The organism is Peribacillus sp. NPDC060253, assembly GCF_042727425.1.
Classification (GTDB): Bacteria; Bacillota; Bacilli; order Bacillales; family DSM-1321; genus Peribacillus.
Genome location: NZ_JBHXAS010000015.1, coordinates 1 through 25321 on the forward strand (window position 1 = coordinate 1; position 25321 = coordinate 25321).

Annotated in this window: 28 protein-coding genes, 1 pseudogene and 2 riboswitches; of the genes and pseudogenes, 12 read left to right on the forward strand and 17 right to left on the reverse strand. The window is 39.3% G+C overall.

The genetic code is table 11. The annotated features are described in order from the left end of the window. Window positions 1-157 precede the first annotated feature (157 nt). Window positions 158-793, forward strand: coding sequence for a Bax inhibitor-1/YccA family protein (locus tag ACFWE9_RS06060; RefSeq protein ID WP_230157677.1), 636 nt, complete (start codon window positions 158-160; stop codon window positions 791-793). A 220-nt stretch (window positions 794-1013) separates the two neighbouring features. Here ACFWE9_RS06060 and ACFWE9_RS06065 read toward each other — a convergent pair whose 3' ends face one another. The 4 genes from ACFWE9_RS06065 to ACFWE9_RS06080 form a co-directional block, all read right to left on the reverse strand. Then, window positions 1014-1556: an acyl-CoA thioesterase gene (locus ACFWE9_RS06065; protein WP_230157678.1), complete on the reverse strand. Its 543-nt coding sequence runs from the start codon at window positions 1554-1556 to the stop codon at window positions 1014-1016. A gap of 131 nt (window positions 1557-1687) precedes the next feature. Beyond that, window positions 1688-2227, reverse strand: a complete 540-nt coding sequence (locus ACFWE9_RS06070) for a M15 family metallopeptidase (protein WP_377356041.1) — start codon at window positions 2225-2227, stop codon at window positions 1688-1690. Between the two features lie 74 nt (window positions 2228-2301). Next, a complete protein-coding gene (locus ACFWE9_RS06075; protein ID WP_377356043.1) occupies window positions 2302-2808 on the reverse strand; it encodes a DinB family protein in 507 nt (168 codons plus the stop codon). 261 nt (window positions 2809-3069) lie between these two features. Continuing rightward, window positions 3070-3771 (reverse strand): DUF459 domain-containing protein, encoded by a 702-nt coding sequence (locus tag ACFWE9_RS06080; RefSeq protein ID WP_230157681.1) that lies wholly within the window; start codon window positions 3769-3771, stop codon window positions 3070-3072. Between the two features lie 224 nt (window positions 3772-3995). Here ACFWE9_RS06080 and ACFWE9_RS06085 point away from each other — a divergent pair, with 224 nt between their 5' ends. After that, window positions 3996-4502, forward strand: coding sequence for a GNAT family N-acetyltransferase (locus ACFWE9_RS06085; protein ID WP_230157683.1), 507 nt, complete (start codon window positions 3996-3998; stop codon window positions 4500-4502). A gap of 91 nt (window positions 4503-4593) precedes the next feature. Here ACFWE9_RS06085 and ACFWE9_RS06090 read toward each other — a convergent pair whose 3' ends face one another. Further along, window positions 4594-4788, reverse strand: a complete 195-nt coding sequence (locus ACFWE9_RS06090; RefSeq protein ID WP_230157685.1) for an aspartyl-phosphate phosphatase Spo0E family protein — start codon at window positions 4786-4788, stop codon at window positions 4594-4596. A 253-nt stretch (window positions 4789-5041) separates the two neighbouring features. Further along, window positions 5042-5254 carry a Fur-regulated basic protein FbpA gene (locus ACFWE9_RS06095; RefSeq protein WP_377356046.1) on the reverse strand — a complete coding sequence of 71 codons (213 nt, stop codon included), beginning with the start codon at window positions 5252-5254 and terminating at the stop codon, window positions 5042-5044. A 149-nt stretch (window positions 5255-5403) separates the two neighbouring features. Beyond that, a riboswitch (SAM riboswitch) is annotated at window positions 5404-5508 on the reverse strand. Window positions 5509-5668: 160 nt separating this feature from the next. Then, a riboswitch (TPP riboswitch) is annotated at window positions 5669-5773 on the forward strand. Window positions 5774-5870: 97 nt separating this feature from the next. Here ACFWE9_RS06095 and tenA point away from each other — a divergent pair. From tenA to thiE, 5 genes are read left to right on the forward strand one after another with little or no spacing between them, the layout of a single operon-like run. Then, on the forward strand, window positions 5871-6560 hold the full coding sequence (gene tenA, locus ACFWE9_RS06100) for a thiaminase II (RefSeq protein ID WP_230157694.1): 690 nt from the start codon (window positions 5871-5873) through the stop codon (window positions 6558-6560). A 15-nt stretch (window positions 6561-6575) separates the two neighbouring features. Then, window positions 6576-7097, forward strand: a complete 522-nt coding sequence (thiW, locus tag ACFWE9_RS06105) for an energy coupling factor transporter S component ThiW (protein ID WP_377356092.1) — start codon at window positions 6576-6578, stop codon at window positions 7095-7097. Then, window positions 7066-7872: a bifunctional hydroxymethylpyrimidine kinase/phosphomethylpyrimidine kinase gene (gene thiD, locus ACFWE9_RS06110; RefSeq protein WP_230157696.1), complete on the forward strand. Its 807-nt coding sequence runs from the start codon at window positions 7066-7068 to the stop codon at window positions 7870-7872. The genes thiW and thiD overlap by 32 nt, the downstream gene beginning before the upstream one ends. Further along, complete coding sequence (thiM, locus tag ACFWE9_RS06115; protein WP_230157705.1) at window positions 7869-8684, forward strand: hydroxyethylthiazole kinase; 816 nt, start codon at window positions 7869-7871, stop codon at window positions 8682-8684. The genes thiD and thiM overlap by 4 nt, the downstream gene beginning before the upstream one ends. Further along, on the forward strand, window positions 8665-9297 hold the full coding sequence (gene thiE, locus ACFWE9_RS06120; protein WP_230157707.1) for a thiamine phosphate synthase: 633 nt from the start codon (window positions 8665-8667) through the stop codon (window positions 9295-9297). The genes thiM and thiE overlap by 20 nt, the downstream gene beginning before the upstream one ends. A gap of 40 nt (window positions 9298-9337) precedes the next feature. Here the strand turns inward: thiE and ACFWE9_RS06125 are convergent, their stop codons facing one another. Beyond that, complete coding sequence (locus ACFWE9_RS06125) at window positions 9338-10543, reverse strand: MFS transporter (protein ID WP_230157709.1); 1206 nt, start codon at window positions 10541-10543, stop codon at window positions 9338-9340. A 273-nt stretch (window positions 10544-10816) separates the two neighbouring features. On the opposite strand from ACFWE9_RS06125, the gene ACFWE9_RS06130 reads away from it, so the two are divergent. From ACFWE9_RS06130 to ACFWE9_RS06140, 3 genes are all read left to right on the forward strand, one after another. Continuing rightward, window positions 10817-12304, forward strand: coding sequence for an aldehyde dehydrogenase family protein (locus tag ACFWE9_RS06130; protein WP_230157710.1), 1488 nt, complete (start codon window positions 10817-10819; stop codon window positions 12302-12304). 440 nt (window positions 12305-12744) lie between these two features. Continuing rightward, on the forward strand, window positions 12745-13977 hold the full coding sequence (locus tag ACFWE9_RS06135; RefSeq protein WP_230157712.1) for an aminopeptidase: 1233 nt from the start codon (window positions 12745-12747) through the stop codon (window positions 13975-13977). Window positions 13978-14341: 364 nt separating this feature from the next. Beyond that, window positions 14342-14509: a hypothetical protein gene (locus ACFWE9_RS06140; RefSeq protein WP_169792904.1), complete on the forward strand. Its 168-nt coding sequence runs from the start codon at window positions 14342-14344 to the stop codon at window positions 14507-14509. Between the two features lie 125 nt (window positions 14510-14634). On the opposite strand, the gene cspC is transcribed toward ACFWE9_RS06140, so the two are convergent. Then, the gene (gene cspC, locus ACFWE9_RS06145; protein WP_010331195.1) at window positions 14635-14835 is read right to left on the reverse strand and encodes a cold shock protein CspC; all 201 of its coding nucleotides are present in this window, start codon (window positions 14833-14835) and stop codon (window positions 14635-14637) included. A 335-nt stretch (window positions 14836-15170) separates the two neighbouring features. On the opposite strand from cspC, the gene ACFWE9_RS06150 reads away from it, so the two are divergent. Further along, a complete protein-coding gene (locus ACFWE9_RS06150) occupies window positions 15171-15431 on the forward strand; it encodes a hypothetical protein (RefSeq protein WP_377356051.1) in 261 nt (86 codons plus the stop codon). Between the two features lie 50 nt (window positions 15432-15481). Here ACFWE9_RS06150 and ACFWE9_RS06155 read toward each other — a convergent pair. The 3 genes and pseudogenes from ACFWE9_RS06155 to ACFWE9_RS06165 form a co-directional block, all read right to left on the reverse strand. Next, a pseudogene (locus tag ACFWE9_RS06155) lies at window positions 15482-16032 on the reverse strand (YdcF family protein). A 162-nt stretch (window positions 16033-16194) separates the two neighbouring features. After that, the gene (locus ACFWE9_RS06160) at window positions 16195-16980 is read right to left on the reverse strand and encodes a serine hydrolase (protein ID WP_230157716.1); all 786 of its coding nucleotides are present in this window, start codon (window positions 16978-16980) and stop codon (window positions 16195-16197) included. Window positions 16981-17160: 180 nt separating this feature from the next. Continuing rightward, window positions 17161-17328 carry a YezD family protein gene (locus ACFWE9_RS06165; protein ID WP_377356053.1) on the reverse strand — a complete coding sequence of 56 codons (168 nt, stop codon included), beginning with the start codon at window positions 17326-17328 and terminating at the stop codon, window positions 17161-17163. A 523-nt stretch (window positions 17329-17851) separates the two neighbouring features. Here ACFWE9_RS06165 and ACFWE9_RS06170 point away from each other — a divergent pair. Beyond that, window positions 17852-19240 carry an amino acid permease gene (locus ACFWE9_RS06170; protein ID WP_230157721.1) on the forward strand — a complete coding sequence of 463 codons (1389 nt, stop codon included), beginning with the start codon at window positions 17852-17854 and terminating at the stop codon, window positions 19238-19240. 40 nt (window positions 19241-19280) lie between these two features. On the opposite strand, the gene ACFWE9_RS06175 is transcribed toward ACFWE9_RS06170, so the two are convergent. The 6 genes from ACFWE9_RS06175 to cysW form a co-directional block, all read right to left on the reverse strand. Next, window positions 19281-20252, reverse strand: coding sequence for an aldose 1-epimerase (locus tag ACFWE9_RS06175; protein ID WP_230157723.1), 972 nt, complete (start codon window positions 20250-20252; stop codon window positions 19281-19283). 293 nt (window positions 20253-20545) lie between these two features. Continuing rightward, the gene (locus tag ACFWE9_RS06180; protein WP_230157725.1) at window positions 20546-20848 is read right to left on the reverse strand and encodes a YxcD family protein; all 303 of its coding nucleotides are present in this window, start codon (window positions 20846-20848) and stop codon (window positions 20546-20548) included. Next, entirely contained in the window at window positions 20836-21279 is a 444-nt protein-coding gene (locus tag ACFWE9_RS06185; RefSeq protein ID WP_230157879.1) for a hypothetical protein, read from the reverse strand. The genes ACFWE9_RS06180 and ACFWE9_RS06185 overlap by 13 nt, the downstream gene beginning before the upstream one ends. A 197-nt stretch (window positions 21280-21476) precedes the next feature. Further along, window positions 21477-22835, reverse strand: a complete 1359-nt coding sequence (locus tag ACFWE9_RS06190; RefSeq protein WP_230157726.1) for a C40 family peptidase — start codon at window positions 22833-22835, stop codon at window positions 21477-21479. Window positions 22836-23356: 521 nt separating this feature from the next. Next, window positions 23357-24421 (reverse strand): sulfate/molybdate ABC transporter ATP-binding protein, encoded by a 1065-nt coding sequence (locus ACFWE9_RS06195; RefSeq protein WP_230157727.1) that lies wholly within the window; start codon window positions 24419-24421, stop codon window positions 23357-23359. A gap of 11 nt (window positions 24422-24432) precedes the next feature. Further along, a complete protein-coding gene (gene cysW / locus ACFWE9_RS06200; RefSeq protein WP_377356094.1) occupies window positions 24433-25272 on the reverse strand; it encodes a sulfate ABC transporter permease subunit CysW in 840 nt (279 codons plus the stop codon). Window positions 25273-25321 lie beyond the last annotated feature (49 nt).

Here is a 25321-nt window from a genome sequence, read left to right on the forward strand (position 1 = left end):
CAGAAATTAGTTCGAAGGTAGGATAAACATAAATAAATATTTCTTTCATATATATTTCAAGACTTAGAAAAAAACACCTTTATTTCATTACAGGCAATGAAACCTTTTTAAAACTAATTCGTAGAAAACGGTATAAAATAAATGATGAGGTGATTGAATGTATTCTCAAACTGTACAAACATATATGCCCTCCGTCATGCGGACGTTCGCTTTATCTCTTGCAGTATCCGTATTAGGGATGGCACTAGGCACTATTGTTCCGCCATCTTTGTTTCTTCCCTTAGCGATCCTCGAAATCGCCATGTTGATCGGAGCATTCATCATGCGGAGGAAAAAAGCGATCGGTTACACATTCTTGTATAGCTTTACATTTATTTCAGGAATTACCACCTATCCGATAATTGCACATTACTTAGCAGCTGCAGGGGCTAATGTGGTTATCTTAGCCGGTATTACGACGACTGTTGTATTTGGCGGTCTAGCCATTTATGCTACAACCACCAAAAGGGACCTTTCTTTCTTGGGAGGAATGTTATTTGCGGCCTTGCTTGCTTTAGTGGTCATTAGTATTTTTAACATTTTCTCGCCTTTAAGCTCCACCGCGATGCTGATCTTTTCATTTATTGGGATATTAGTTTTCAGTGGATATATTTTATACGATTTCAATCGAATGAAGCATTACGGAGTAACAGCTGAAGAAGTGCCGCTCATGGCCTTGAATCTATATCTTGATTTCATTAACCTTTTCATTAACATCTTACGTTTCTTTGGTATTTTAGCAAGCGATGACTAAATACGAAGTGAATGATAAAGGATATAGTAAGTAAAGACGCTTGGACTGTAACCAAGCGTCTTTTCACGTAAATGTTCGAATACTGGCCAAGCATCCGTCTTTGATAAGAATATCCATCAAGCCATTTTACTTACCATGACAAGATTAAAAGACCAAATCACAATACAATTTGGTCTTCAATTGGTACGGTTTCTTTCATTAAACAAGAAATGTGCGTCTCTTATTTATATAATCCTGGATTTGATTGATCGGTCCACGGCAGTTTCACACCGAAGGTACTTGCAATGAACTGTGTTTCTTCTCTTCTCTTTTTCCTTACTTGTGCCCGTTGTTTTGCCGATTCATTTAAGTTCATTTCCATCTCTGTTTCAGGAACCAAACGTGGAACCGGTATTGGTTTACCTTCTTCATTTATGGCCACAAAGGTCAAAAAGGAAATGACGCATAAATTCCGGTCCCCTGTAACTAAATCCTCTGCAATCACCTTTACGATGATTTCCATTGATGTTCTGCCCGTATAAGTCACGAAGCTTTCCAGGCAAACTGCATTTCCTTCGTGAATAGGGTGCAGGAAATCGACAGAATCAGTTGATGCCGTAACAACGTTGCTTCTCGCATGACGCATGGCGGAAATAGCTGCTACATCATCAATGTATGCCATTAATTTGCCTCCGAACATCGTACCAATATTATTTGTATCAGGCGGGAGGACAAGGCTTGTTTTTATGACCAAAGAGTCCCGGCAATTTTTTATTTCTTCCATGGTGACTGCACTCCTTTATGTCTATTTATCACTAGTCCACTTTATCGAATTCTTACCTGTAAAGCAATTCACATGCTTATTTTCCTGCTTTCAGTCATATTTATTCGAAATAAAATAAAGCAGCCCCTAACTCACTGTCCATTTGGCTGCTTACCTTGCTGCAGCTCTCGCAGGCTCAAACCAAATGTCATTTGTAAATGAGGATAATCCTTAAACCCTGCCCAATCCCCACCCCAATCAAAACCTAACCCTTTAGCGATTGTGACGACTTCCATCCAATCCGATTTCCCATTATCATTGCCGTCATATTCCATATCCCAAATGGCCTCGCCCTGTTTGTTTAGGAGGGCAAAATCTATTGCCAAGCCGAAATTATGAAGCGACTCCCCTCCTTTTGCATTCGTTACGATGTTCCCCTTCGTTAAACGGCCTTTTTCATAGAGTGCATTTTGCTCGTCTAAAGAACGGAACCCTGCTGTAATGATTACCGTGATGCCTAATGCATTAGCCTGTTGAATGAGTTCATCTTGTTTTTCGGCAACGATCGGCTGCAGCTCGTCAGTAAGTTTGATATCATCTAGATCAGGTGGCAGCATAAACTTGATCAAGAGACCCAACAACAATCCGAATAACCCCAATACAAGACAGGCCCTTAACCATTTAACATTCACTGAATGATCCTTCCTTTACGAATAACTGTCTGAAAGTGAAAAACTCAACCAAAGACGGATGAGTTTTTCTTCCTTTATAACTTTGATTTCAATTCTTCTATTTGCTTTAAATGTCTTTTTTCATGCAGTCCCACAAATGGAATCCATTGCTTCAAGCTTAATTCTTTAAACAGCGGGTGGGGAAAAGACTTTTGTTCGAGATCATTTTCTTTTGCATGGTCAACGAGATGTAGAAATGCTTTACGGGAGTCAGATAACTTATCCTTAACCTCATTCAAAGTTTGAAATGACTCTGACGGAATGACATATGGCGGGGCCTGTACCTTCACTTCGCGATTTAAAGTGAGCTCGATCGGTTTATCTCCAGCAGGAATCCTCTCATCGCTTTGCAATTTATCGGCAATGCTTTTTGTTATGGCCCTCTCCATTAAATATAAATGATCCAATACCTGTACAATGCTCCAGCGGCCTTCTTCTGGATGGGCGTTCAGCTGTTCATCCGATAGTCCGGTAACAGTATTTAACAGTTCTTCTCTGATTTTTTCATTTTCATTCATTTTAGCATCCCCTTTTCTAGGCATGGTTAGTCTGCATTAATTATTCCATGTTATATATGAATGTGTAAAATAATAATACTTTTTTGCGCCTTAGCGCGGATCACTGAAATTTGAAGAAATAACCAAAACACAGTGACAAGGAGATTCCTTTGAACCTCCACTAACTATCCATTTATTTACTGGTTGAATTCGTGATAACATCGTGAATGGAAAAACTGATACAGATGAGGGGATCATTGAACTAGCAAAAGCGGCAAATACACAGAAAGAATTCTGTGCATGGAATTACTTGAAATCGTAACTTTCCAAAATCCGATTCGTAATCACCTGATACCCTTTTTCATTCGGATGAATCTTATCACTGAAATACTCCGATTTCTTTTTATTTTCAAAAAGATCATTGGTAGAAATGTATATCATGTTCTTATCCTTTTCCACTATCCTCTTTATTGATTGGTTATAGTCCTGGATGTGCTTTTCAAGTTTTTGATTGTCTTTAAATGGGTTATAGAGTCCTACCACTAGTATATTCGCTTTATCGTTTTCCTTCATTAGAGTTGAGGTAATTTTATTCAGGTGCTTGATGTACTCCCGTTTACCCTTATCGATTTTACAATCACTTATTTTCTCCAAGTTCCCACCGTTACTATTGATAAAGTCATTCGTTCCAATATAAACGATGAAAGTACTTGCTTTATCAAGTTTCGTGTTAATGCGATAGTCATCAAGCTGTTTAATAACACCATCCGTTTCCTGTCCCTTTATACCGTAATTCCAAAAAGTCACTTTTTGTTTGGAGTCAGGATTATTCAATTCATCCTCCAGACCCTCTACATAGCCTTCCCCATCCTTATCACCTTTTCCATAGGTTAATGAATCTCCAAAAGCCATCACCCTTTGCACATCCTTCGACTCGGAAGCTTGAAATTTATATGCAACAAAACAAATACCTAGTACAATAATTAATAAACCTGCCATTTTCTTCATTTGTGTTTCTCCTTTGCATATTCACTATGAAGTATTTCATTTTTTAAATACCCAAAAATCTGCATTATTAACAATAAAAAAAATTGTCAGATAAAGAGTAAAAAGTGTATGATAATATAAAACTTTCAATGGATTAGGTTTCGCTCACCTTTCCTTCATAATTTGTGAGATGATGACTCTTTATTCCGGATATTGAAAATATATGATAGATAGGAGTTTAAATGATGGACGAGTACATAGAGTTTAGGGAAGCAGAACGGTCGGATTTACCAAAAATTGTAGAAATATATAATTCCACAATTGCTTCAAGAATGGTTACTGCAGATACGGAACCTGTTTCCGTACAATCGAGGATTGAATGGTTTGAGAATCATAACTCAGAAAGTCGACCGCTGTATATCATTACTATAGAAGGAAAAACTGCAGGATGGATGAGCTTTCAATCTTTCTATGGTCGGCCCGCCTATAATTCTACGGCAGAGATCAGCATTTATATTGATGATTATTTCCGGGGAAAAGGAATTGGACGAACTTCGATTCAAAAGGCAATAGAAGTGAGCCCAAAATTAGGGGTGAAGACTCTTTTAGGTTTCATATTTGCTCACAATATACCGAGCCTGAAGCTTTTTTCAAAATTTGGTTTTGAAAAATGGGCAAACTTACCACAAGTTGCCGAGCTGGATGGCATTGAACGGGACTTGGTCATTCTTGGTAAACGTATCGATATTTAAATATAATTATTTAAAAGCTATTGCCTTCAGCAGTAGTTTTTTTAGTTTAAACGCAGGAGTCTATTATGAAGCTTAACCCCAAACGGCGGGTTTAAAAATGCTTATAAACATTCTGAAGCGCGAAATATTCAGATTCTCTTTTCTTGGCTAATGCATTTAACAGGGTATCCAGTTCTTGACTTGCTTGAATAGTTAGAAAACTGGTAAATCCATAAATTGCTGCCAATTTAATCATTTCCTGTCTCTTCTCTTCTATTCTTTCAACAGTTACCTTTCGACAATGCATTCTATACACACCTCCCATTAATTCAATTTTTTTACACTTATCACTATAATGAAACTTATAGTTAAAATCAACCATTTTTAGGAATTTAAATGTGTTATTTTGTATGTTAAATGTGACAAAAAGCCTACTTTTTTCTTAATATATGTATTTTTTGTGACATCCCTCTATATAGACATAAATAAAAAAGCATTCACCCCTTGTTACACTGCGAATGCTTTCAAATATCCCTTATCCCAAGATAATCTATCGTTTACTATGTCATCCATTCCGAAGGTGTCTCGTTATTAGGTCTATTTATAACAATTTTATATTCATCTTCCAGTACTTTTAACGGGGCATCATAAAGGTGCCTTTCATCAGAGGTTTTGTATACTCCATTTGCCAATAACGCTTCTATCAGCAATGTCTTCCTCTGTTCGATCCTCTTAATTAATTCTGCCATGTAAATGGCTCCTTTCTTATTCATCTTAGAGCCTGCTTCAAATTGAGCTAAAATGTAACAGATTTCATTATCACCAAATTATATATACCTTTTCTATTATGTCACTAAACGTTATTTCACAAAAATAAAAGCCCCTTCTAATTCAAGAAGAGGCTGCAGTGTCCGTACGGCTCTTCTTATCTTCCAAGCGTTAGCTTGTTGGATGTAGCACAGTTCCCAAAATGGGTCTGCTGCCGAGGTTTCGTTGGGCCAAGTCCCTCCACCTCTCTGGATAAGAATTATTTATATATAATTGATGTAGACATGATTTTATCCCAATTATCAACAAAAGTCAATTGCCCTGTTTTCCCTTATTTCAAGGCGATATATGGTTTCTTCATGCAAATTCGGGTTGCATTTTCTTCGCTTTCTGATATGATGTCAGTAATTACATACAATTCACACCACTAGGGGAGTCTTTTTTAAGACTGAGATGGAAATTGTTCCGGACCCTTTGAACCTGAACCGGCTCATACCGGCGGAGGGAAGTGGATGATATCGTCCGTACACTGACTTTATCCATCTACCCCGTTCCGTTATTCAGGAGCGGGTTTTTTTATTGGATTAAAGCAAAGGGGACCATTCTAAAGGAGGATGAACAATGGAGAATACTAAATTAGGAACCTTCAGTGATAGACTTCACGAACGTGCAAAAGGAATTTGGAAAAGGAACCATTCACATCCTTTTGTCCAGGCAATTGGCAACGGCACTCTTCCTGAAAAGAAATTTGCCTATTACTTGAAGCAGGACTATATCTATCTCATGGATTATTCCAAGCTCTTTGCCTTAGGTGTCATTAAAGCTCATAATGTCGAAACCATGGCAAAGTTTGCGAGTATCTTGAATGAAACCCTTCAAGTGGAAATGGACATCCATCGACAATATGCTTTGGAATTCGGTATCAGTTCAAAGGAATTAGAAAATACAGAACCAACTCCAACCACGCTAGCCTATACAGGTTACATGCTAAATGCCGCGCAGCATGGGACTTTGGCAGACCTGATCGCCTGTCTCCTACCATGTGCTTGGGATTATTATGAAATCGGTTTGAAATTAAAAGCACAAAATGGTGAAGCATTGGATAATAATCGTTATGCCGATTGGATTAAATCCTATTCATCTCCTGAATTCGGTGAAGCACACAAGTGGCTGATTGCTTTGTTGGAAGAATTAATCGAAGGCATGCCTGAAAATGAACTTCTTAGATTAGAAAAGCACTTTTTGGTGACTTCCCGCTATGAATATTTATTTTGGGAAATGGTTCAAAACGAGCAGGATTGGCCACTGTAGGTCGTTAACATGATGATGAATCCAATCAAGAAAATGACGCTGACCGCCATGATCACGGCCATCACGACTCTAAGCAGTTCCTTTATATACATCCCTGCCGGATTTGCAAAAATCTTTCCTATTCAGCATCTCGCAAATGTCATGACAGCCGTTTTATTGGGACCTGCTTATGCTGTAACACAAGCTTTTTTAGTTTCCATCATTAGAAACATATCTGGTACCGGTTCAATTTTCGCCTTTCCGGGCAGCATGATCGGTGCACTTTTGGCTGCCGTTCTATATCGAAAAACTCAAAGCTTAAAATTCGCTTGTTTAGGGGAAGTGATAGGAACTGGGATTCTTGGGTCCCTAGCTTGCTATCCACTGGCGGTTCTCATTTTGGGAGATAAAGCAGCCCTTTTTGGGTTTTTGCCAGCTTTTATGCTTAGTTCTTTTGCGGGTGCCATTTTAGCTTTCATATTACTAAAAATACTATTCAAAAATAATTATATGAAGGGGTTTTTTTATGAAAACAGCATTAACCATCGCAGGCTCTGACTCAGGGGGCGGTGCCGGAATACAAGCAGATTTAAAAACATTTTCTGCACATGGGGTTTTTGGCATGTCTGTCATTACAGCCGTAACGGCACAAAACACAATGGAAGTGCGTTCAGTTCAGGCTATCGAAACCGCTATCATCACAGATCAAATCGCAGCTATTTTTGAAGATATTCATGTAGATGCAGTAAAAATAGGCATGCTAGGCTCAAAAGAAATTGTGGAAACAGTCACTGCTTCTCTTAAAACCTTCTTACCTGACATCGTTATCCTTGATCCTGTCATGATTTCCAAAAGCGGCCATCATTTGCTCGACGAAAAGGCTGTCACTGCTCTAAAAACCGAATTGCTTCCAATTGCAACACTTGTAACCCCTAATGTACCTGAAGCTGAAGTTCTTACTGGCTTGTCGATTCGAACGAAGCAAGATTTTTACAAGGCATGCATGTCCATACAAGAACTAGGGCCTAAAGCCGTTTTACTTAAAGGAGGCCATGCAGCAGGTAATCCAAACGATCTTTTTTATAATGGGACGGACTTCCACTGGATCGAGGGAGAACGCATTCATACAAAAAACACACATGGAACAGGTTGTACCCTATCTTCCGCCATTACATCCAACCTGGCAAATGGACTATCAATGGAAGAGTCGATTGAACAGGCCAAAACCTACATTTCTGAAGCGATACGTAATAGCTTTTCAATCGGTAAGGGTCATGGACCTGTCCACCATTTTCATTCGTTTTCAAAAAAAGAAAGGAGTGACTTAATATGAAGGTTTCAGCAGCTGACTTGTTCGGGAAGGTAAGAGCAAGAAAACCACTCATTCACCAAATCACCAACTTCGTTACGGTCAACGACTGTGCAAACGCCACGCTTGCCATCGGTGGTTCACCTGTAATGACATCCAGTCCTAGAGAAGTGGAGGAAATGGTCAATTTAGCAGATGCATTGGTCCTGAATTTCGGTACGATAGATGATAAAGCCTTGGAGGCAATGGAGATAGCCGGTAAGGCGGCAAATGCCAAAAATATCCCGGTTATTTTGGACCCGGTAGGAGTTGGTGCCACCTCCTATCGTACAGAGAAAGTCGCAGAGCTCCTGAAGAAGGTTACCTTCCAAATCATCCGCGGAAATGCTAGTGAAATCCTTCGATTGATGGGTGGGGATATCGTTACACGCGGAGTGGATTCAGGGGAACTTCAGATTAGCAATGCAGAGCTGGCTGCATGCGCTGCAAATAAACTAAATAGTGTTATCGTAGTCAGCGGAGCAATGGATGCTGTCAGCGATGGGAAAAATACGTCTATTATCCATAACGGGAATCTACTTTTAACTAATGTTACAGGTACGGGATGCATGGCCACTGCTCTTATAGGCACCTTTTCCGGAGTTACGGACGATTTCTATTCTGCAGCAGTTGCAGGGATCTCGACCATGAGCATTTCAGGGGAACTAGCTGCTGCAAAGCTTCAAAAAGATGAAGGAACTGGAACGTTTCGTGTGCGATTAATCGATGCAATATCGAGAATGGATAAGGAAATTTGGCTGAATGAGGTGAAAATAAATGAAGAAGTCCCAAATTGATTTAAGCCTATATTTAGTTACAGAGGAATCGATCTCCATAGAAAATTTGACCAAAATCATAGCAGAATCGGTTTCAGGAGGAGTCTCGATCGTACAACTTCGAGAGAAAAACAATTCCTCCCTCTCCTTTTATAAAAAAGCTGCTGCATTAAAACAGTTACTGAACGAAATGTCCATTCCCCTTATCATTAATGACCGGGTGGATATAGCACTTGCTGTTGGAGCGGACGGAATTCATATTGGGCAAGATGACCTTCCACTTCCTGTCGTCAAACAAATGGTTCCTGACCATATGATTATCGGTGTCTCAGTCTCCACCCTGGAAGAAGCTCAGAGAGCCGAACGAAATGGAGCGGACTATATCGGGGTTGGTTCCGTTTTCCCTACAAAGACGAAGCAAGATGCAACCCTTATGGAAATTGGGGATTTGGAGGAAATTTGCCGCAGCGTTTCAATTCCTGCCGTAGCCATCGGAGGTATTACGGCTGATAATATTTCCTTACTTTCTGATAGAGGGCTAGCGGGTACCGCAGTCGTTTCAGCCATCATGAATGCAGATAATCCGAAGAATGCCTCGGAATTCCTTTTAGAAATAATTAAAGACTTTAAGTAACAAAAGGGAGGGGACTGAATTTCAGTCCCCTCCCTTTTGTTTATGTCAAAACAGTATTCTTAGTTTCTTTCCCAAAAGCAACGGCAGCAGCCCCCACTAGAATAGCAATTGTAAATACAGTGAAAATGGTTGAAATCGAGGTGCCTGCAGCAACTAAATACCCGACAAGCAATGGCCCCAGGACACCGCCAATCCTGCCTATACCGGCAGCTAAACCAGCGCCTGTACCACGAACTGCGGTTGGATACTGCTCAGGAGTATACGCATAAAGCGCCCCCCATGCCCCTAAGTTGAAGAAGGATAGGAACATTCCCGATACGATCAGTGGTACTAACCCATCTGCTGAACCAAAGAAAAAAGCACTGATGGCCGTACCAATCAAATATGTGATCAAAACGAATTTACGTCCCATCTTCTCTATCAGCCATGCAGCTGAAAAATAGCCTGGTAACTGTGCAAGCGTCATGATCAAAACATATTCAAAGCTTTGAATCATACTGAACCCTTTTAGGACCATGACACTTGGCAGCCATAAAAACATCCCGTAATATGAAAAGACCACGCAAAACCATAGAATCCACAAGACGAGGGTTTGGCGAGAATATTCCTTTTTCCAGACACTTTTCATATTATTCAATACAGTAGGTCTCTGTTTTTTTTCAAGTTCCGTATATTTAGGTGAATCTGGTAGTTTCAAGCGCAGGTACAACGCGTATAAAGCGGGAACGGCGCTTAATATCAATGCAATCCGCCAGCCATAAGCTGGAATGACGAAAAAGGAAATGAGCGCTGCCAATATCCAGCCAACTGCCCAAAAACTTTCAAGAAGGACGACGACTCTCCCCCTTTTACTTGCTTCAACACTTTCAGAGACCAATGTCGAGGCAACCGGTAGTTCTCCCCCTAGTCCCATTCCAATCAAAAATCGCAAAATCAAAAACAAACTGAGTGTACTGACTGCTGCAGACAGGCCACTCGCGATTGAAAACAATAATAATGTAATGATAAAGACATTCTTCCGTCCGACCCTGTCAGCCATCGCTCCAAAGACAACAGCTCCAACAGCCATCCCAATGGAGTTAATGCTCCCAATCCAGCCAACCTGCTCGCTGGTTAAGCTCCATTCCTGTTTCAAAGCAACAATAATGAAAGAAAGCATGCCGACATCTAGTGCATCGAACATCCATCCAAGACCCGCAACACCAAGTAATTTACGCTGCGATATCGTTTTAGCGTTATTTCCCATATGATCCTCCTGAAACTTTTAGACCTTCTAGTTATTTTATCCTTATTCATTTTAACTATTAACTTTCATTTTTGCTATAGTATTTACACATGTCAAGACAAAAAACTTCACCTTTTTTAAATGGTGAATGAATCAGTTTGAAATATTATGTCGAATAATAAAGATTGAATATTCCTTTTTTTTCATTTATTATAAAAGTTGGCATAAATCATAGCGTTATCAATAAGTCATCATGTTTTGCCCAAGATAATTATTATATTCAGGAGGGTACTTATGACAAATCTAACGTTAGAAGTAAGTGGAAAGCTGCAAAAATTTTTAACAGGACCAAAGAAACTTTTTATTAATGGTCAGTTTGTAGAAAGTGCTTCAAAAAAGACCTTCTCCACACCAAATCCTGCTACAGGACAAAAACTTGCCGATGTATATGAAGCAGATAAAGAAGATATTGACTTAGCCGTTAAAGCCGCACGCAAAGCATTCGATGAAGGCCCTTGGTCAAGAATGAGCGCAGCTACCCGCAGTAGGCTAATGTACAAACTAGCAGATTTAATGGAAGAAAATAAAACTGAACTCGCTCAATTAGAAACTTTGGATAATGGAAAACCAATCAGTGAAACTACCAACGCTGACATTCCTTTAGCTATTGAACATATGAGATATTTTGCTGGCTGGTCCACCAAGATCGTTGGACAGACCATTCCGGTAAGCGGAAACTATTTTAACTACACAAAACACGAGGCCGTTGGTGTTGTTGGCCAAATCATCCCTTGGAACTTCCCGCTTCTTATGGCGATGTGGAAGCTTGGAGCGGCACTTGCCACAGGCTGTACAGTCATTTTGAAGCCAGCTGAGCAAACACCCCTATCCGCCCTATACTTGGCTGAATTATTCGCTGAAGCCGGGTTCCCGGATGGAGTCGTCAATATCGTTCCTGGTTTTGGTGAAACAGCTGGACAAGCACTTGTCGACCATCCTCAGGTAAATAAAATTGCATTTACCGGTTCGACCGAGGTTGGAAAATCAATCATGCGTTCCGCTTCGTATTCATTGAAACGGGTCACATTGGAACTTGGAGGAAAATCTCCAAACATCATTCTGCCAGATGCTGATTTCTCAAAAGCCATCCCTGGAGCTTTGAATGGGGTCATGTTTAATCAAGGACAGGTATGTTGCGCAGGATCCAGGGTTTACATTCAAAAGAAACATTATGACAATGTTGTTGCCGATATGGCCAGCCATGCCAAAAACATCAAACAAGGGGTAGGTTTAGATCCAAGCACACAAATTGGACCGCTTGTTTCCCAGGAGCAGCAAAATCGGGTAATGGGCTATATTGAAAAAGGGAAAAGCGAGGGTGCGGAAGTTCTCGTCGGCGGCAATAAACCGAGTGAACAAGGCTACTTTGTATCCCCTACAATATTCGCTGGGGTTGAAGAGAAAATGACCATTGCCAGAGAAGAGATTTTCGGGCCGGTCATTGCCGCAATGCCATATGAAGATTTAGACGATGTCATTGACCGTGCAAATGCCAGTGAATATGGATTGGCTGCTGGCTTATGGACAAGCGATTTAGCCAATGCCCATTATGTTGCAGGAAAACTTCGTGCAGGCACAGTATGGGTGAACTGCTACAATGCATTCGATGCAGCTTCCCCTTTCGGCGGATACAAACAATCCGGAATCGGTCGCGAAATGGGATCTTATGCACTGGACAACTATTCAGAAGTGAAAAGCGTCTGGATCAATTTAAGTAAATGATTTTCTGAATACTTATTTAGAAAGAGGGTCTCAAAAAGGGACCCTCTTTCTTTAAGTGGATTCACCAGTTTAATTAATTGAATTCTTTAGATTATTCAAACCTTTTCAATAGTCTTTCCCTCTTTAGCTTTGGTAGAATGAATGATAGGAATAAAGGTAAACGGAAGAGCTGGTGCCGGTGTATGTGTTCATGCGATAGTCACTCCCGGTGGATCGTGCTAGAGTTTCTCATAAGTGAAATAAATGGGGATTGTTATGTGGACCATGATGTACAAAAAAAATGATCATGATCCCCTGAATTCAGCTTCTTCCTGATTATGAAGAGCTCCTTTATTGATTTTAGGTTTAAGTTTTTCCTCAGGACGACGTAAAAAGTTTCTTTTTTAAATCACAATAAGTACAATTATAAATGTAGAAAATGGAAAAGGAGTTTTGAAATGATGAGTGATTTTCAAGCGAATTTAGAAAAATATGCAGAACTTGCCGTTAAAGTCGGCGTTAATATCCAACAAGATCAAACCTTAGTCGTTAACACTACATTAGAGGGCGCTGAACTTGTCCGTCTCATTGTAAAAAAAGCTTATGAAAGCGGTGCGCGTAATGTCATCGTTAATTGGAATGACGATACCGTTTCACGTACCAAATATGAACTGGCTCCGGATGAAGTGTTTAACGAGTATCCAAAGTGGCGCGCAGAAGAAACGATCGAACTTGCAGAAAGCGGAGCTGCTTATCTATCCGTCATCTCTTCAAGCCCTGACCTATTGAAAAATGTAAAACCTGAAAGGATTGCTAACTTCCAAAAAGCATCTGGGACTGCACTGAAAAAATGGCGTCAATATATGCAATCGGATAAAGTAAGCTGGTCCATAGTCGCCGTCCCTTCAAAGGCTTGGGCTGATAAAGTATTCCCTGAAGAGGCAGAAGGAAAACGCGTTGATATGCTATGGGAAGCCATTTTCAAAGCAGTTCGTGTTGATGTGAAGAATTCCGTCGAAGCCTGGAAAAAACACGATGATACCCTGCATGAAAAGGTAGATTATTTAAATGATAAGCATTACCAAAAATTGCATTACACGGCTCCTGGAACTGACTTGACAATCGAGTTACCCGACAAGCACCTTTGGGTCGGAGCAGGAAGCGTTAACGTTCAGGGTCATGAATTCATGGCTAACATGCCAACCGAAGAAGTGTTTACGGTTCCTTTGAAAACAGGTGTTAACGGCACGGTTTCCAGTACGAAACCCCTTAGTTATGGCGGCAACATCATTAACAATTTTTCCGTGACCTTTAAAGAAGGACGAATCATTGAAGTAAAAGCTGAAGAAGGCGAAGAAATCCTGAAACAATTGGTTGAAACGGATGAAGGTTCACACTATCTTGGTGAAGTGGCACTTGTTCCTTTCAATTCACCGATTTCCCAATCGAACGTGTTATTTTTCAATACCTTATTCGATGAAAACGCGTCTAACCATCTCGCTATCGGCAGCTCCTATGCGTTCTGTATCGAAGGTGGAAAAAACATGAGTCCAGAAGAGCTTGCAGAAAATGGTCTGAACGAAAGCCTTACACATGTTGATTTCATGATCGGTTCAGAGAAGATGAACATCGACGGCATCAAACAGGACGGCTCTTCGGAACCTGTCTTCCGTAATGGGGATTGGGCGTTTTAATTTTGACTTGAAACCATCCATATTATTCATTAGCCATGTGTTACCAGTATATCTGGGAACATGTGGCTGTTTTTAATTTAATGAGGACATATTAACTTTAGTAAGTCCACACTCCATTTTTTCCCAAACTGTTACCATTCCTGCCCCTCTCCCCTCTCATTCCATGGGTTCAGGCAATTTACCCTTGATCCTTTCTTTTCCCACATTATCATATCCGAATGTACAATAGCTTTTCAAATAGCTCTGATGAATCATAACATCCTTCCATTACCATTTAGGATAGCCACAAAATATGACGTGGAATATCTTGGACACATTTTTTATATTCAAATATGTTATACTATTAGTAAAGAGGGTGCATAAATTGAAAAGTAATAAGTATAATACTGGCGAAACAGTAACTATTCAGGATACTGATGAATTAGTAACCATTAATAAATGGGCATATGTAAAAAACATGAAACGATATTCTTATACTGTAAAAGAACATCCGACTACTTTTTTCTTTGAAGAAGAATTAAAAAAAGCTTAAAAATACGTCCCTTAAACCCTACTCAGCTCAGAGTGGGTTTTTTATTGCCTTCATTCTTTGGCACAATAAAAAACAGACCCTCATCGAGGAGTCTGTTCATATTAGGTTACGATTTAATTTTAAAATTAAGCTTTTTGAACGTTAGCAGCTTGAGCTCCACGAGCACCTTGCTCAACGTCGAAAGTTACTTTTTGACCTTCGTCTAAAGATTTGAAGCCTTCGCTTTGGATAGCTGAGAAATGTACGAATACGTCGTCTCCATTTTCACGCTCGATAAATCCAAAACCTTTTTCTGCATTAAACCATTTAACTGTACCTTGTTCCATTTTTGTTGCCTCCTAGTGCATAACACACAATGTATTACTATTTTTAATCATTTGGAAAATAACTAGTATCCTCTTCCACAATCAAAAACAATTCTTTATTAGATTAACATGAAATGATTCAGATAGCAAATTTTCCAGAGATATTTATTATATGACAATCGTCCCGTCCTTTTTTGTTCTTCTCAATGCCCATTTATATTGAGATTTTTGATTCCCTCTATACATATTTCTTTATTTTTCCAATCCATGGATTCAGATAGTGATTAACGGGTATATCAGAGTATAAGAAATATTGCCATTACACTTAAAGAGTAAACAACCTAGGAGGTCTATCAATGAAATATTACAAAGTTTCTAATAGCGGTTTTGACAGGAAGGTTATTGTAGCCTATAGCGGATATGAGGCACTTGGATTTTACTTAATGGAAATCGATGATCAACTTGGTTTCGTTGATGCTATAGATGTGGAAGAAGTGGATGCGGATGAAAGAGTCGAGATTTCCTACACTGGGTATCCCGTTTATAAGACACTTCAGGAGCTTCACCAAGAGAAAGATTTTTGGGAAGTGCCTAATGTTGTCGTGGAAGTCGAATAAAGCAAAATCCCCGCGCCCTTTTATTCAAGAGAGGGACTTTACGCTATGATCTAAGAAATGGTCACCAACTCTGTTAAATAGTATTTGGTAATAGCCAGATATTCACGTAAATATGATTTCACCAATACCACCTTTGGTGTCATAGCCGGCACTCCTATAATGTCCAACCCTTCTTTGTTGGCCATTTCAACTACCCGGTAAATATGATAATCGTTACTGACAATCACTTCGGAAGCAGTTGGATCAGGAATGAGTTCTTTAGAGAAAACAATATTCTCATAAGTTGTGGTAGATTTATCTTCCATGATAATACGTCATTCTTCAATTCCCTGTTCGATAAGCCCCTGTTGCATTGCCTGCGCTTCCGAAATGTCTTCTCCTGTTCCTTTGCCGCCGGATACAATGACTCCTGTATGTGTATTCGCCATTAAGTATTCAGCAGCTTTATCTATCCGGTATTGTAAAGATAATGATGGAACCGACCCCTTGCTCCAAGAATTATGAGGTAACCGGCATCATCCGCAATAGGCTTGTGAATGCTTTCTTGAATCTTCATATGTATTAAACTAAAATATCCCAGGAACACAACAGCACCAATCAGACAGAACTACCTTGTTTTTTTCAAAGTTATTCCCCGTTTCATTTACGTTTCAACATATAACAGTAAGGCTTAAAGGAGCGGGAAATCTGTTTGACTTCCCGCTCCTTCTTATTATCATCTTGCTAACCCTTTTACCATTCCAAGAACTGGATCGGAAACAATCTATTCGGCGACCATATCATCATAAATCAACTTACCAATTTTACTGATTACTTGACGGCTTTCTTCCTCTGTTTTTATATCTTCAGTAAGAACGGCAGCATAAACAGTTTGAGATTCTGACCGAATGATTGCACAATCATGGGCAACGCCCCGAATTCCACCTGTTTTGCTGGCGATCTTCACTTCTCTGCCCATCAGTGATGGAAGTTTATCTCTCAATTGCTGATTGTCAAATACACGCATAATTTTTTCCTGGCTTTCTTTCGTTAAAAAGTCACCTGTATGTATAGCTTTAAGGCAGGTAATCGTATCTTCTGCCGAAATGGTATTGTCCCGCCCTTCCTTTAATGCCTTAAAATCCTGCATTTTCCGTTCAAGGATGGTATTTTTCAAACCAAGCTCCTTTATGCATTGATTAATTTCATCGAAGCCCAACAAACTCATCATCATATTTGTCGATGTATTGTCAGATACAGTTATCATCAAGGTCAATAAATCTTCAACAGTTAAAAAGACTTTATTCGACAAGACATGCAGGACCCCTGATCCCCCAGTCACTTCATTAGGGGGTATTGTCACTGGTTGGTTCAAATAGATTTTCTTTTGTTCACTTTGTCGATACCCTTCGATGATCATTGGTATTTTGATCAAACTTGCCGATTGAAAGGAGTCTGTCTCATGATAACCAATCGTATCCCCATGACCATTTTCTATTTTATAAGCAATTTTTCCATTAAATGTTTCAACTAAAGCTAAGATATCGTTTTCTATCGTTTGTAAGGTCATCGATTCCCTATTCCTCCTTAAGATATCATCTAATTCCCTTTAAAAACTTCTCTATCCCTTAACTTATTCTACCATGTAAAAAGCAGTACAATCTTCTTCGAAATTCCCGATTGAATAAATTTCTATTTAATAACGCAAAATAAGAGCCTTCGTATCGAAAGCTCCTTTAATAACTGGTATTCATCTAGCTTTTACAGCCCGCCCCTTCACTAACGGGAATCGTTTCTTCTCCGTTGTATCCACCTGTGTGATCTCCCCATCATGTACGGTAATTATGACGGATCCATATTGTAGATTTTCCAGACTTGAAATAATATGCCTGATTTTCAATTCTTCTTGCTTTTCCATAATATCTCCCCTTTATTACTGGTAATAAAGCTACGTTTCATACCTAATGTCAAAAAGAGATCGTACGAAAACCACACGTACTCTTCCCACTTTCAATGTTTTCTTGAGGAATTTAGTTTACCTATTATATCCTCATCAATTAATGTGCGAATTAGAATAACCCGTTCATAGGAACTCCATATTCCCCTCCCTTCACTATAAGAAATAAAAGGCACCCACCATCTAACAGTTTAGATGTAAGGGTGCCTTTAGTTGACTAATCGGCAATATTCAGGAGTTACTTATGCAATAGGAGCTTCAACACGATAAACTACATTATTCTTACCAATTAACTTGGTATTAACCAATATAATCCAATCTCTTCCTTTTGTCAATGACATACTATAATTTTCTGATTAATCTGTGTTTTACATTTTACTTATTTACCACTTTACCAAACTAAACTATTTGAGATATACTATTTTAGTATAAGTTGTCCGTAAATAAAACTCACATATTGCATTTAAGAAAGGTTCGATTATAAATGGTAAATAAAAAATGGGGTTTATTGATTTTGACCACATTCGTAATTGGAAATATGGTCGGCGGCGGAATCTTCATGCTCCCCGCTCAATTAGCACAAGTATCCAGTCCATTAGGATCCACATTGGCATGGATCGTTACTGGACTGGGAGTATTTTTAATAGCACTTGTATTTGGTAACTTGGCTGTCCGGAAACCTGAATTGAAGGCAGGGCCTCAAAGTTATGCTCAAGCATTATTTAGATCTCCTGCTAAAGGAAGGATCTCGGGTTATAGCATGGCTTGGGGGTATTGGGCCGCGAATTGGGCAGCAACAGCGTCTGTCATCATATCATTTGCTGGCTACCTGTCGACGTTTTTCCCGGTGTTGCATAGTACGAAAGTGATTTATACAGCAGGTTCGTTTCAACTCGAACTTGGTAAATTCCTAACATTTGCAGTATGTTCCATTGCCCTATGGGGGATTCAGGCAATCTTGGTAAGAAGTTTTAACAGTGCTGGGAAAATGAATCTTTTTGCTACGGTTACAAAAGTGCTTGGTTTCTTATTTTTCATCATTGTCACGATATTCATATTTGATTCTTCCAATCTAGGAAATGGTGCTGAATTTTACGATAAAGCTGGTACCTCCATCTCTTTAGGTGCTCAAGTTAATGCTGCTGCAATTTCAACATTATGGGCCTTCATTGGAATTGAAGCTGCCGTCATGCTTTCAAATCGTGCCAAGTCGCAAAATGATGTAAAGAAAGCGACGATTCTTGGATTATTTATCGCCGTTGCCATTTATATCGGCATTACTTTATTGACAATGGGTGCTATATCACAAGAAGATCTGAAAGTTTCACAAAAGCCACTTGTTGATGCATTACAAGCTGTAGTTGGCTCAAGCGGAACGTATTTAATGGCCGCTCTTGCCGTCATTTCCTTATTAGGATCTACAATCGGATGGATTGTCGTTGCATCTGAAGTTCCTTATCAGGCAGCGAAATCAGATCTTTTTCCGTCCTATTTTGCAAAAGCGAACAAAAATGGCACACCTGTCCGTTCTATGACAATAACAAATATCATGACACAGATATTCTTATTCTCCACTATTTCGGGAACCATTTTAGAAGCTTATAAATTCTCAATGATCGTCGCTACACTCGCTTATTTGATTCCTTATCTTGCATCTGTTCTGTATCAATTGAAATTAGTCATGACGGGGGAAACGTATGACATCATGAAGGGCTCGAGGGTTCGCGATGGCATTATCACCATCCTGGCATTAGTCTACTCGATTTGGGTCATCAAGACAGGTACAGCTGATTTGAAAACATTCATACTTGGTATTGCCTTATATGTCCTTGGATTCGTTCTATACCCACTCTGGATGAAAAAGAAAGCATAATTCTAAACACCTTGGCAAACATATCTGCCAAGGTGTTTTTTTATATTTCTTTCATCACCAGTTTTGTATTCAGCTGAACTGTTTCCCCTGCGCTTAACTCCCTTAAACCAGTCAATTCGGCCGGTAAATCCAGATTGGGAGCATTCGTTACCCATGTGTATGGTTCAGGGCATACAAAACCCTCCTGATTGAACAATACCCAATACTTGAAATGTTGATCGCCATGATACACGACTTGTACGCCTGCATCCTGGTCTGTGAGTGTACATTCGTTTTTCAAATCACTTTCATAGCCAAATAGATCATCAAACAGCCGATCACCCACGCTGAATCCATTTTGGATTGCCAACGCATTGGCCGTTTCCTGAATTTCACCGGTAGGTAATGACCTTTCATTCAACTTCCATTGTTTATTGATGGGAAGTGCTATTTTGCAATCCTCCAACTTACTATCTGGTCCAAATGGAAAATTGAATACCGTATGATAACCCGCCCCCCACGGAAAGGGTTCAATGCCCTTGTTGGTAATTTCCAATTGTATATCCAGTGTTTCATCCATTAAAAACAAAGACATAGTCACGATGAGGTCTTGTGGAAAACAACTTCTTAGATAAGGAAAATCCTTGCTTAAAAATTCAGTCTTTATGAAAATTTGATCCCCTTCCACTTCCTTTTTAACGACTTGCCATGGCTTATCATGCAAAAAGCCATGGATATGATTGGATTTTTCCTTTTCATTGATTGGAAATTTATACACGGTGTGCTTATATGTATATTGGCCATCTTCAATCCGATTGGGAGGAAACAAGATGGGCATTCCAAATAAAATGGGCACTTTTCTATAGTCTTCCAAACTATCCGGGGTTCGCAGCACTTCAATATCCTTTCGCTTGAACTTCAACGAAAAAAGATTGCTACCTAATTCCGGTACAAGTATCGCCTCCACTTCTTCATTACCGAATTTTATGGCCTTTTCATTCAAGAAAGTTATATCTTCTATATAACTTGTCACACATTCTCCCCCTTTGGATTTAGCATATATCCATCCTACTTCCACCGACCATCTTTTGCAACAAATGGAATATAAATGAATTTTAATGCGACCATTCTTATAAAACCATTCCATTATTACAAAATAAGTGGTGAGATGATGTTGATCTATCCTGCTAAATAGGAGGCAACCTATCTCATGCCGAGTTTTTTAGTAGTTTTGACTATAATTCTACTTCCTTAATAAACTCCCTTATTCCAAAGCGACTAGCCTTCAAAATAAAAAAAGGATGCCTATACGGCATCCTTTTTTATTTATCGATTACTACTTTCAGTTATTAAAGCGACTATGCCTTCTTCATCATCCAAAACAAGCTCAATACCCGAATATGGATCTTTATTCAAATATTCATCAAGCCATAAGCGAAGCGCTTCTATCAAGTTGATGGTAATTAATACTTGTTTCCGGCCATCGACAAACGTTTCAGCCGAAAAACCATAATCATCATCATACATTAACTCAACTTCTACCTCATTAGGCTCTACCTGCTTTTTACGGGCAATGTAAACACAAACGGCATTGATGATATCCTGTTCGGAAATCTTTAGCCTCTCCATGGGTTTGTATCCTCTTTCTTCTTCTTATCTTTGAAATATGTGAATATTTTACGGATTACAACCACTAATACAACAACCGCTAACACGTTGATTAATAGACCAAGAATGGAACCAAGCGCTCCCATATTGGCGAATAGGCCACCAAAAAGTAAACCTGCCAGTCCTCCTAGCATAATTCCTTTCATTAAGCCGCCTTTAGCAAACGAGCTTCCACTTTTCGTATCCGTCTTTGCTTTAGTAGTAGCATCTGATTTGTTCGTTTGTTTATTTTGGAAATTCGAATTATTATTGTTGTTGTTGCTATTAAAACTTCTTTTACCTGATTTGTAGCCTCTTGCATCGACTGACTCAGAATGATCTTGGAATACATAGGTGCCGACTGGCGAGAATGCTAGTGTAATCGTAAGTAATGCAGCCATTAATTTTTTCATCATGTTTTTTTGCCTCCGTTTAATAGTATGGAATGCTGTTTCATTATATGTTTCCTAACTTTACTGAAAGTCCACATCACCTATCCTTGTTTTATCTTATAGTATTTACGTTTAATATCAAAATAAGTTTCACTTTTTTCGAATTTTTTTCAAAAAAAATAAGCAGGGCATTTGCTTCCCTGCTTATTTCTGAACTATTAATTTACACGAACAACACGGCCATTGAATTTTTCTGCCCAATATCCGCTTCCCATATTAGCAATGGCGACACCTGTTGAACTTTGAGAACCGATAAACTTGTTGCCACCAACATAAATACCAACATGTCCATCCGTTTTATAGGTATTGAAAAATACTAGATCTCCAGGTTGCATTTGGCTTTTAGATACTTGACGTCCTGCACTTGTCAATGCTCCCGTACTAGCTGGAAGATTCACACCAGCTTGTTTATATGCCCATGCAACGAACGCTGAACAATCGAAACGACCGTTCGCAATGTCGGATGCCGTTCTTCCGCCACCAAATTTATATGTGGAGTTACCGATATATTTATAGCCTGCTGTAATGGCAGAGCCTGTATTTGCACTGCTTGGCTTGCTTGATGTTTCAGTTTTACTGGCTTTAGGTTTATCAGCAGAACTGTTTTTAGATGAATTTGAAGATGATTCATCTTTAGACGCAGTTGTTGCTGACGCTTCGCCTTTAGACGAGCTTGATGATTCGTTACGAGAAGAATTTGAAGATGATTTCACTTCATCCGCAGCACGGTCAAGTTCCGCTTTTTCAGATGCTTTACGTTCTTCCTCTTTTTTGATATTTTCACGAATTGATGCAATTTGCGATTCTAACCCTGCATCTTTATTCTCTAAAGATTGTTTAAGGGCCTCTGTTTCTGATTCTTTCTTTTCAATCTTTGCCTTCATATTAACCATTTCTGCTTTTTGATCTTCAATTTGAGATTGCATGCCTTTAAGTTCTACTTCCATATCCTTTAGGCTTTGCAATTTTTTCTCTACAGTTGCTTGTTTTTTTTCTAAGTCAGCTTTATCCGCTTCCTGTTCTTTTAGAATCTGTTGGTCCGCTTCCACAATAGTTGCTACCGCTCCAACACGATTAACAAATTCACCAAAGCTTTTAGAACCTAAAACAACTTCCAGATACTCAACGTCTCCACCGCTCTCTTGGAATGAACGGGCGCGCTCTTTCAATACTTCCTCGCGTTTTGCGATTCTTTCTTCCAACGCTTTAATCTCTTTCTTTAATGAATCTATATCTTTTTCCGTGTCTGTAATTTCTTGTTTAGTATCTTTAATTTTTTCATCATTTTCTTTCATTGCCGTTTCGATCTGGGCAATTTGGGAATTCATTTTCGATTGTTCTTTGTTCAGTTCCTGAATAACTTGATTTGCCTCTGAAATATCCGATTGTACTCCTGTGCGTTCTGATTGAATATCCGATATAGATGATTCAGCCTTTACTGACGGTATGGCAAAAGCGCTTCCTAATCCGAGCATAATTGTCGTGTTCAATACGATAAGTTTTTTCTTCAAACTCATTTCCCCTGCTTTCCTCCCCTTGCATTTCCATCGACCCACTTCTTTTTCTCTATGAAAAATGATTAGTCAAAATAAATTGCTGGGAACTCTTCTCTATTTTTTTATTCGTTATGTAATCTTCTAAGGTTGTAACAATATTAAATACATTTCTAAAATCCCACTATGTTTTTACTTAATTCGTAGTATATCATCACATTTTGTCAAATACGTGATAACAATATTACAATTACATTTCATTTTTAACATTAAAGGTAAAATTTCGACTTTTTTACGTGATATTAGGACCATTATTTTACATGTGCCTCTTCATTTCTTTATACAAGACTTTCTATCTAGTGTTTAGCACCTAAGGGCTACAGACCATTGGCAGGTCATACATTCTATTTCGAAAGCATAGAAGCACTTTTTAAAGCAATCGGCAGCTTATTACCGTTCTTTTAAGGAAAGCCAGTAATATTCCCATCTCGAAAAAAACAAAAAACCGCTCATCAGCGGTTTTTTCGTCAATTTTCGACCCATGTTTAAATTCCAGCCATATAGTCGACAAAGACTCTCAATTCTTTTGGTCGGACAAACACTTCTTCGCCTTTCCTTAATTCCAGATTCATATATTGTTCTTTTGTCAGTTCGATTTCAAGCGGTTCGTTTGTATCCTGACGAATTACTTCTATATGGACAATGGGACCAATTGCATGAATGTGGTCAATAACTGATGCAATCGAATCCTTTTCAGATGATTCTCTTTCAATGATAAAGTTATGAGCCCTTACATAACCTGTACTCACTCCATCTTCACTGTCCGGAGCATTCATTTCGACATTTCCCGTTACCAATTTCCCTTGATGTACGTTGCCCTTGAAAAGATTGACACTCCCTAGGAAATCATAAACAAATGGATTTTTAGGTTGATCATATACTTCTTCAGGAGTTCCGATCTGTTCAATTTTACCTTCATTCATGATAACGACCCGATCAGCAACATCCATCGCTTCTTCTTGATCATGCGTCACGAACACACTCGTAACATTGAATTCATCATGAAGCCTTCTTAGCCAACGCCGAAGTTCCTTACGAACTTTTGCATCCAATGCCCCGAATGGTTCATCAAGTAAAAGAATGTTCGGTTCAACCGCAAGTGCCCTTGCCAATGCCACACGCTGACGCTGGCCGCCTGATAATTGGGATGGATAACGATCTTTATATCCTTCCAACTTGACGAGCTGAAGCAATTCGGTAACTTTTTCTTCAATCACTTTTTTACTGGGCCTTATTTTTCTTGGCCGGACCTTTAATCCATAGGCAATATTATCAAAGATAGTCATATTTCGAAAAAGGGCATAATGCTGAAAGACAAACCCCACATTTCGATCTTTTACATGCTTATGCGTGTAATTCTCTTCATTGAACAGGATATTTCCGTTCTCTGCCTGTTCAAGCCCCGCAATGATACGCAGCAATGACGTCTTTCCTGATCCGGAAGGGCCGAGAAGGGCTACGAGTTCCCCGCTCTTTATTTCCAAATTGATGTCTTGAAGAGCCTGATAAGAACCGTAATATTTTGTAATATTTTCAATGATGATACTCATTACTTTCCCTCCTAACTCGCTTTTGTTGATTTATAGTCGGTTTTCCATTCAATGAAACTTTTAATGATCAAGGTGATGATCGCAAAAATGGACATCAGGGATGCAACGGCAAAGGCGGCAGAAAATTGATATTCATTATATAAGATTTCAATATGAAGCGGCATGGTGTTGGTCATCCCTCGTATATGGCCCGATACGACCGATACAGCTCCGAATTCTCCGATTGTCCTAGCATTGCAAAGTATGACCCCATATAATAATCCCCATTTAATATTAGGGAGCGTTACGTACCAAAATGTCTTAAACCCTCCTGCACCTAGTGTGAGAGAGGCCTCTTCTTCAGATGTCCCCTGACTTTGCATGAGCGGGATCAATTCACGCGCAATGAATGGGAAAGTAATGAAAATGGAGGCGATGACAATCCCTGGTATCGAAAAGATCACTTTAATGTCAAATGATTGCAACATCGGACCAAGTGCCCCATGTAAGCCGAACAGAAGGACAAAAATCAAACCGGCAATGACGGGTGAAACCGAAAAGGGTAAATCAATCAACGTTATTAAGAAGTTTTTTCCCTTAAAATCATATTTTGTTATCGTCCATGCAGCCACTACCCCAAATATGGCATTGAGGGGGACGGTGATGAGGACAACGATCAATGTTAATTTAATGGCAGCCAAGGAATCCGGATGGGCTATGGCGGCAAAATAAGCTTCGGCACCTTTTTCAAAGGCCTTTACAAAGATCGCGACTAATGGGACAACTAAAAACAAAGTCAGGAATAACAACACAATGGAAATAAGGATCCACTGTATGGATTTAGGCTCTTTTGTCGCGTTTCTCGTTATAATGACTGGGTCATTCGTTTTTCCAACCACTGTATGTTCATGTTCCAACATG

Excerpts from the sequence above, each read along its gene's own strand:
- ACFWE9_RS06060 (WP_230157677.1), top strand. The coding sequence starts at position 158 with ATGTATTCTCAAACTGTACAAACATATATGCCCTCCGTCATGCGGACG.
- ACFWE9_RS06065 (WP_230157678.1), bottom strand. The coding sequence starts at position 1,556 with ATGGAAGAAATAAAAAATTGCCGGGACTCTTTGGTCATAAAAACAAGC.
- ACFWE9_RS06075 (WP_377356043.1), bottom strand. The coding sequence starts at position 2,808 with ATGCCTAGAAAAGGGGATGCTAAAATGAATGAAAATGAAAAAATCAGA.
- ACFWE9_RS06080 (WP_230157681.1), bottom strand. The coding sequence starts at position 3,771 with ATGAAGAAAATGGCAGGTTTATTAATTATTGTACTAGGTATTTGTTTT.
- ACFWE9_RS06085 (WP_230157683.1), top strand. The coding sequence starts at position 3,996 with ATGGACGAGTACATAGAGTTTAGGGAAGCAGAACGGTCGGATTTACCA.
- ACFWE9_RS06090 (WP_230157685.1), bottom strand. The coding sequence starts at position 4,788 with ATGCATTGTCGAAAGGTAACTGTTGAAAGAATAGAAGAGAAGAGACAG.
- ACFWE9_RS06095 (WP_377356046.1), bottom strand. The coding sequence starts at position 5,254 with ATGAATAAGAAAGGAGCCATTTACATGGCAGAATTAATTAAGAGGATC.
- tenA (WP_230157694.1), top strand. The coding sequence starts at position 5,871 with ATGGAGAATACTAAATTAGGAACCTTCAGTGATAGACTTCACGAACGT.
- thiW (WP_377356092.1), top strand. The coding sequence starts at position 6,576 with ATGAATCCAATCAAGAAAATGACGCTGACCGCCATGATCACGGCCATC.
- thiD (WP_230157696.1), top strand. The coding sequence starts at position 7,066 with ATGAAAACAGCATTAACCATCGCAGGCTCTGACTCAGGGGGCGGTGCC.
- thiM (WP_230157705.1), top strand. The coding sequence starts at position 7,869 with ATGAAGGTTTCAGCAGCTGACTTGTTCGGGAAGGTAAGAGCAAGAAAA.
- thiE (WP_230157707.1), top strand. The coding sequence starts at position 8,665 with ATGAAGAAGTCCCAAATTGATTTAAGCCTATATTTAGTTACAGAGGAA.
- ACFWE9_RS06125 (WP_230157709.1), bottom strand. The coding sequence starts at position 10,543 with ATGGGAAATAACGCTAAAACGATATCGCAGCGTAAATTACTTGGTGTT.
- ACFWE9_RS06130 (WP_230157710.1), top strand. The coding sequence starts at position 10,817 with ATGACAAATCTAACGTTAGAAGTAAGTGGAAAGCTGCAAAAATTTTTA.
- ACFWE9_RS06135 (WP_230157712.1), top strand. The coding sequence starts at position 12,745 with ATGAGTGATTTTCAAGCGAATTTAGAAAAATATGCAGAACTTGCCGTT.
- cspC (WP_010331195.1), bottom strand. The coding sequence starts at position 14,835 with ATGGAACAAGGTACAGTTAAATGGTTTAATGCAGAAAAAGGTTTTGGA.
- ACFWE9_RS06150 (WP_377356051.1), top strand. The coding sequence starts at position 15,171 with ATGAAATATTACAAAGTTTCTAATAGCGGTTTTGACAGGAAGGTTATT.
- ACFWE9_RS06160 (WP_230157716.1), bottom strand. The coding sequence starts at position 16,980 with ATGACCTTACAAACGATAGAAAACGATATCTTAGCTTTAGTTGAAACA.
- ACFWE9_RS06165 (WP_377356053.1), bottom strand. The coding sequence starts at position 17,328 with ATGGAAAAGCAAGAAGAATTGAAAATCAGGCATATTATTTCAAGTCTG.
- ACFWE9_RS06170 (WP_230157721.1), top strand. The coding sequence starts at position 17,852 with ATGGTAAATAAAAAATGGGGTTTATTGATTTTGACCACATTCGTAATT.
- ACFWE9_RS06180 (WP_230157725.1), bottom strand. The coding sequence starts at position 20,848 with ATGGAGAGGCTAAAGATTTCCGAACAGGATATCATCAATGCCGTTTGT.
- ACFWE9_RS06185 (WP_230157879.1), bottom strand. The coding sequence starts at position 21,279 with ATGAAAAAATTAATGGCTGCATTACTTACGATTACACTAGCATTCTCG.
- ACFWE9_RS06190 (WP_230157726.1), bottom strand. The coding sequence starts at position 22,835 with ATGAGTTTGAAGAAAAAACTTATCGTATTGAACACGACAATTATGCTC.
- ACFWE9_RS06195 (WP_230157727.1), bottom strand. The coding sequence starts at position 24,421 with ATGAGTATCATCATTGAAAATATTACAAAATATTACGGTTCTTATCAG.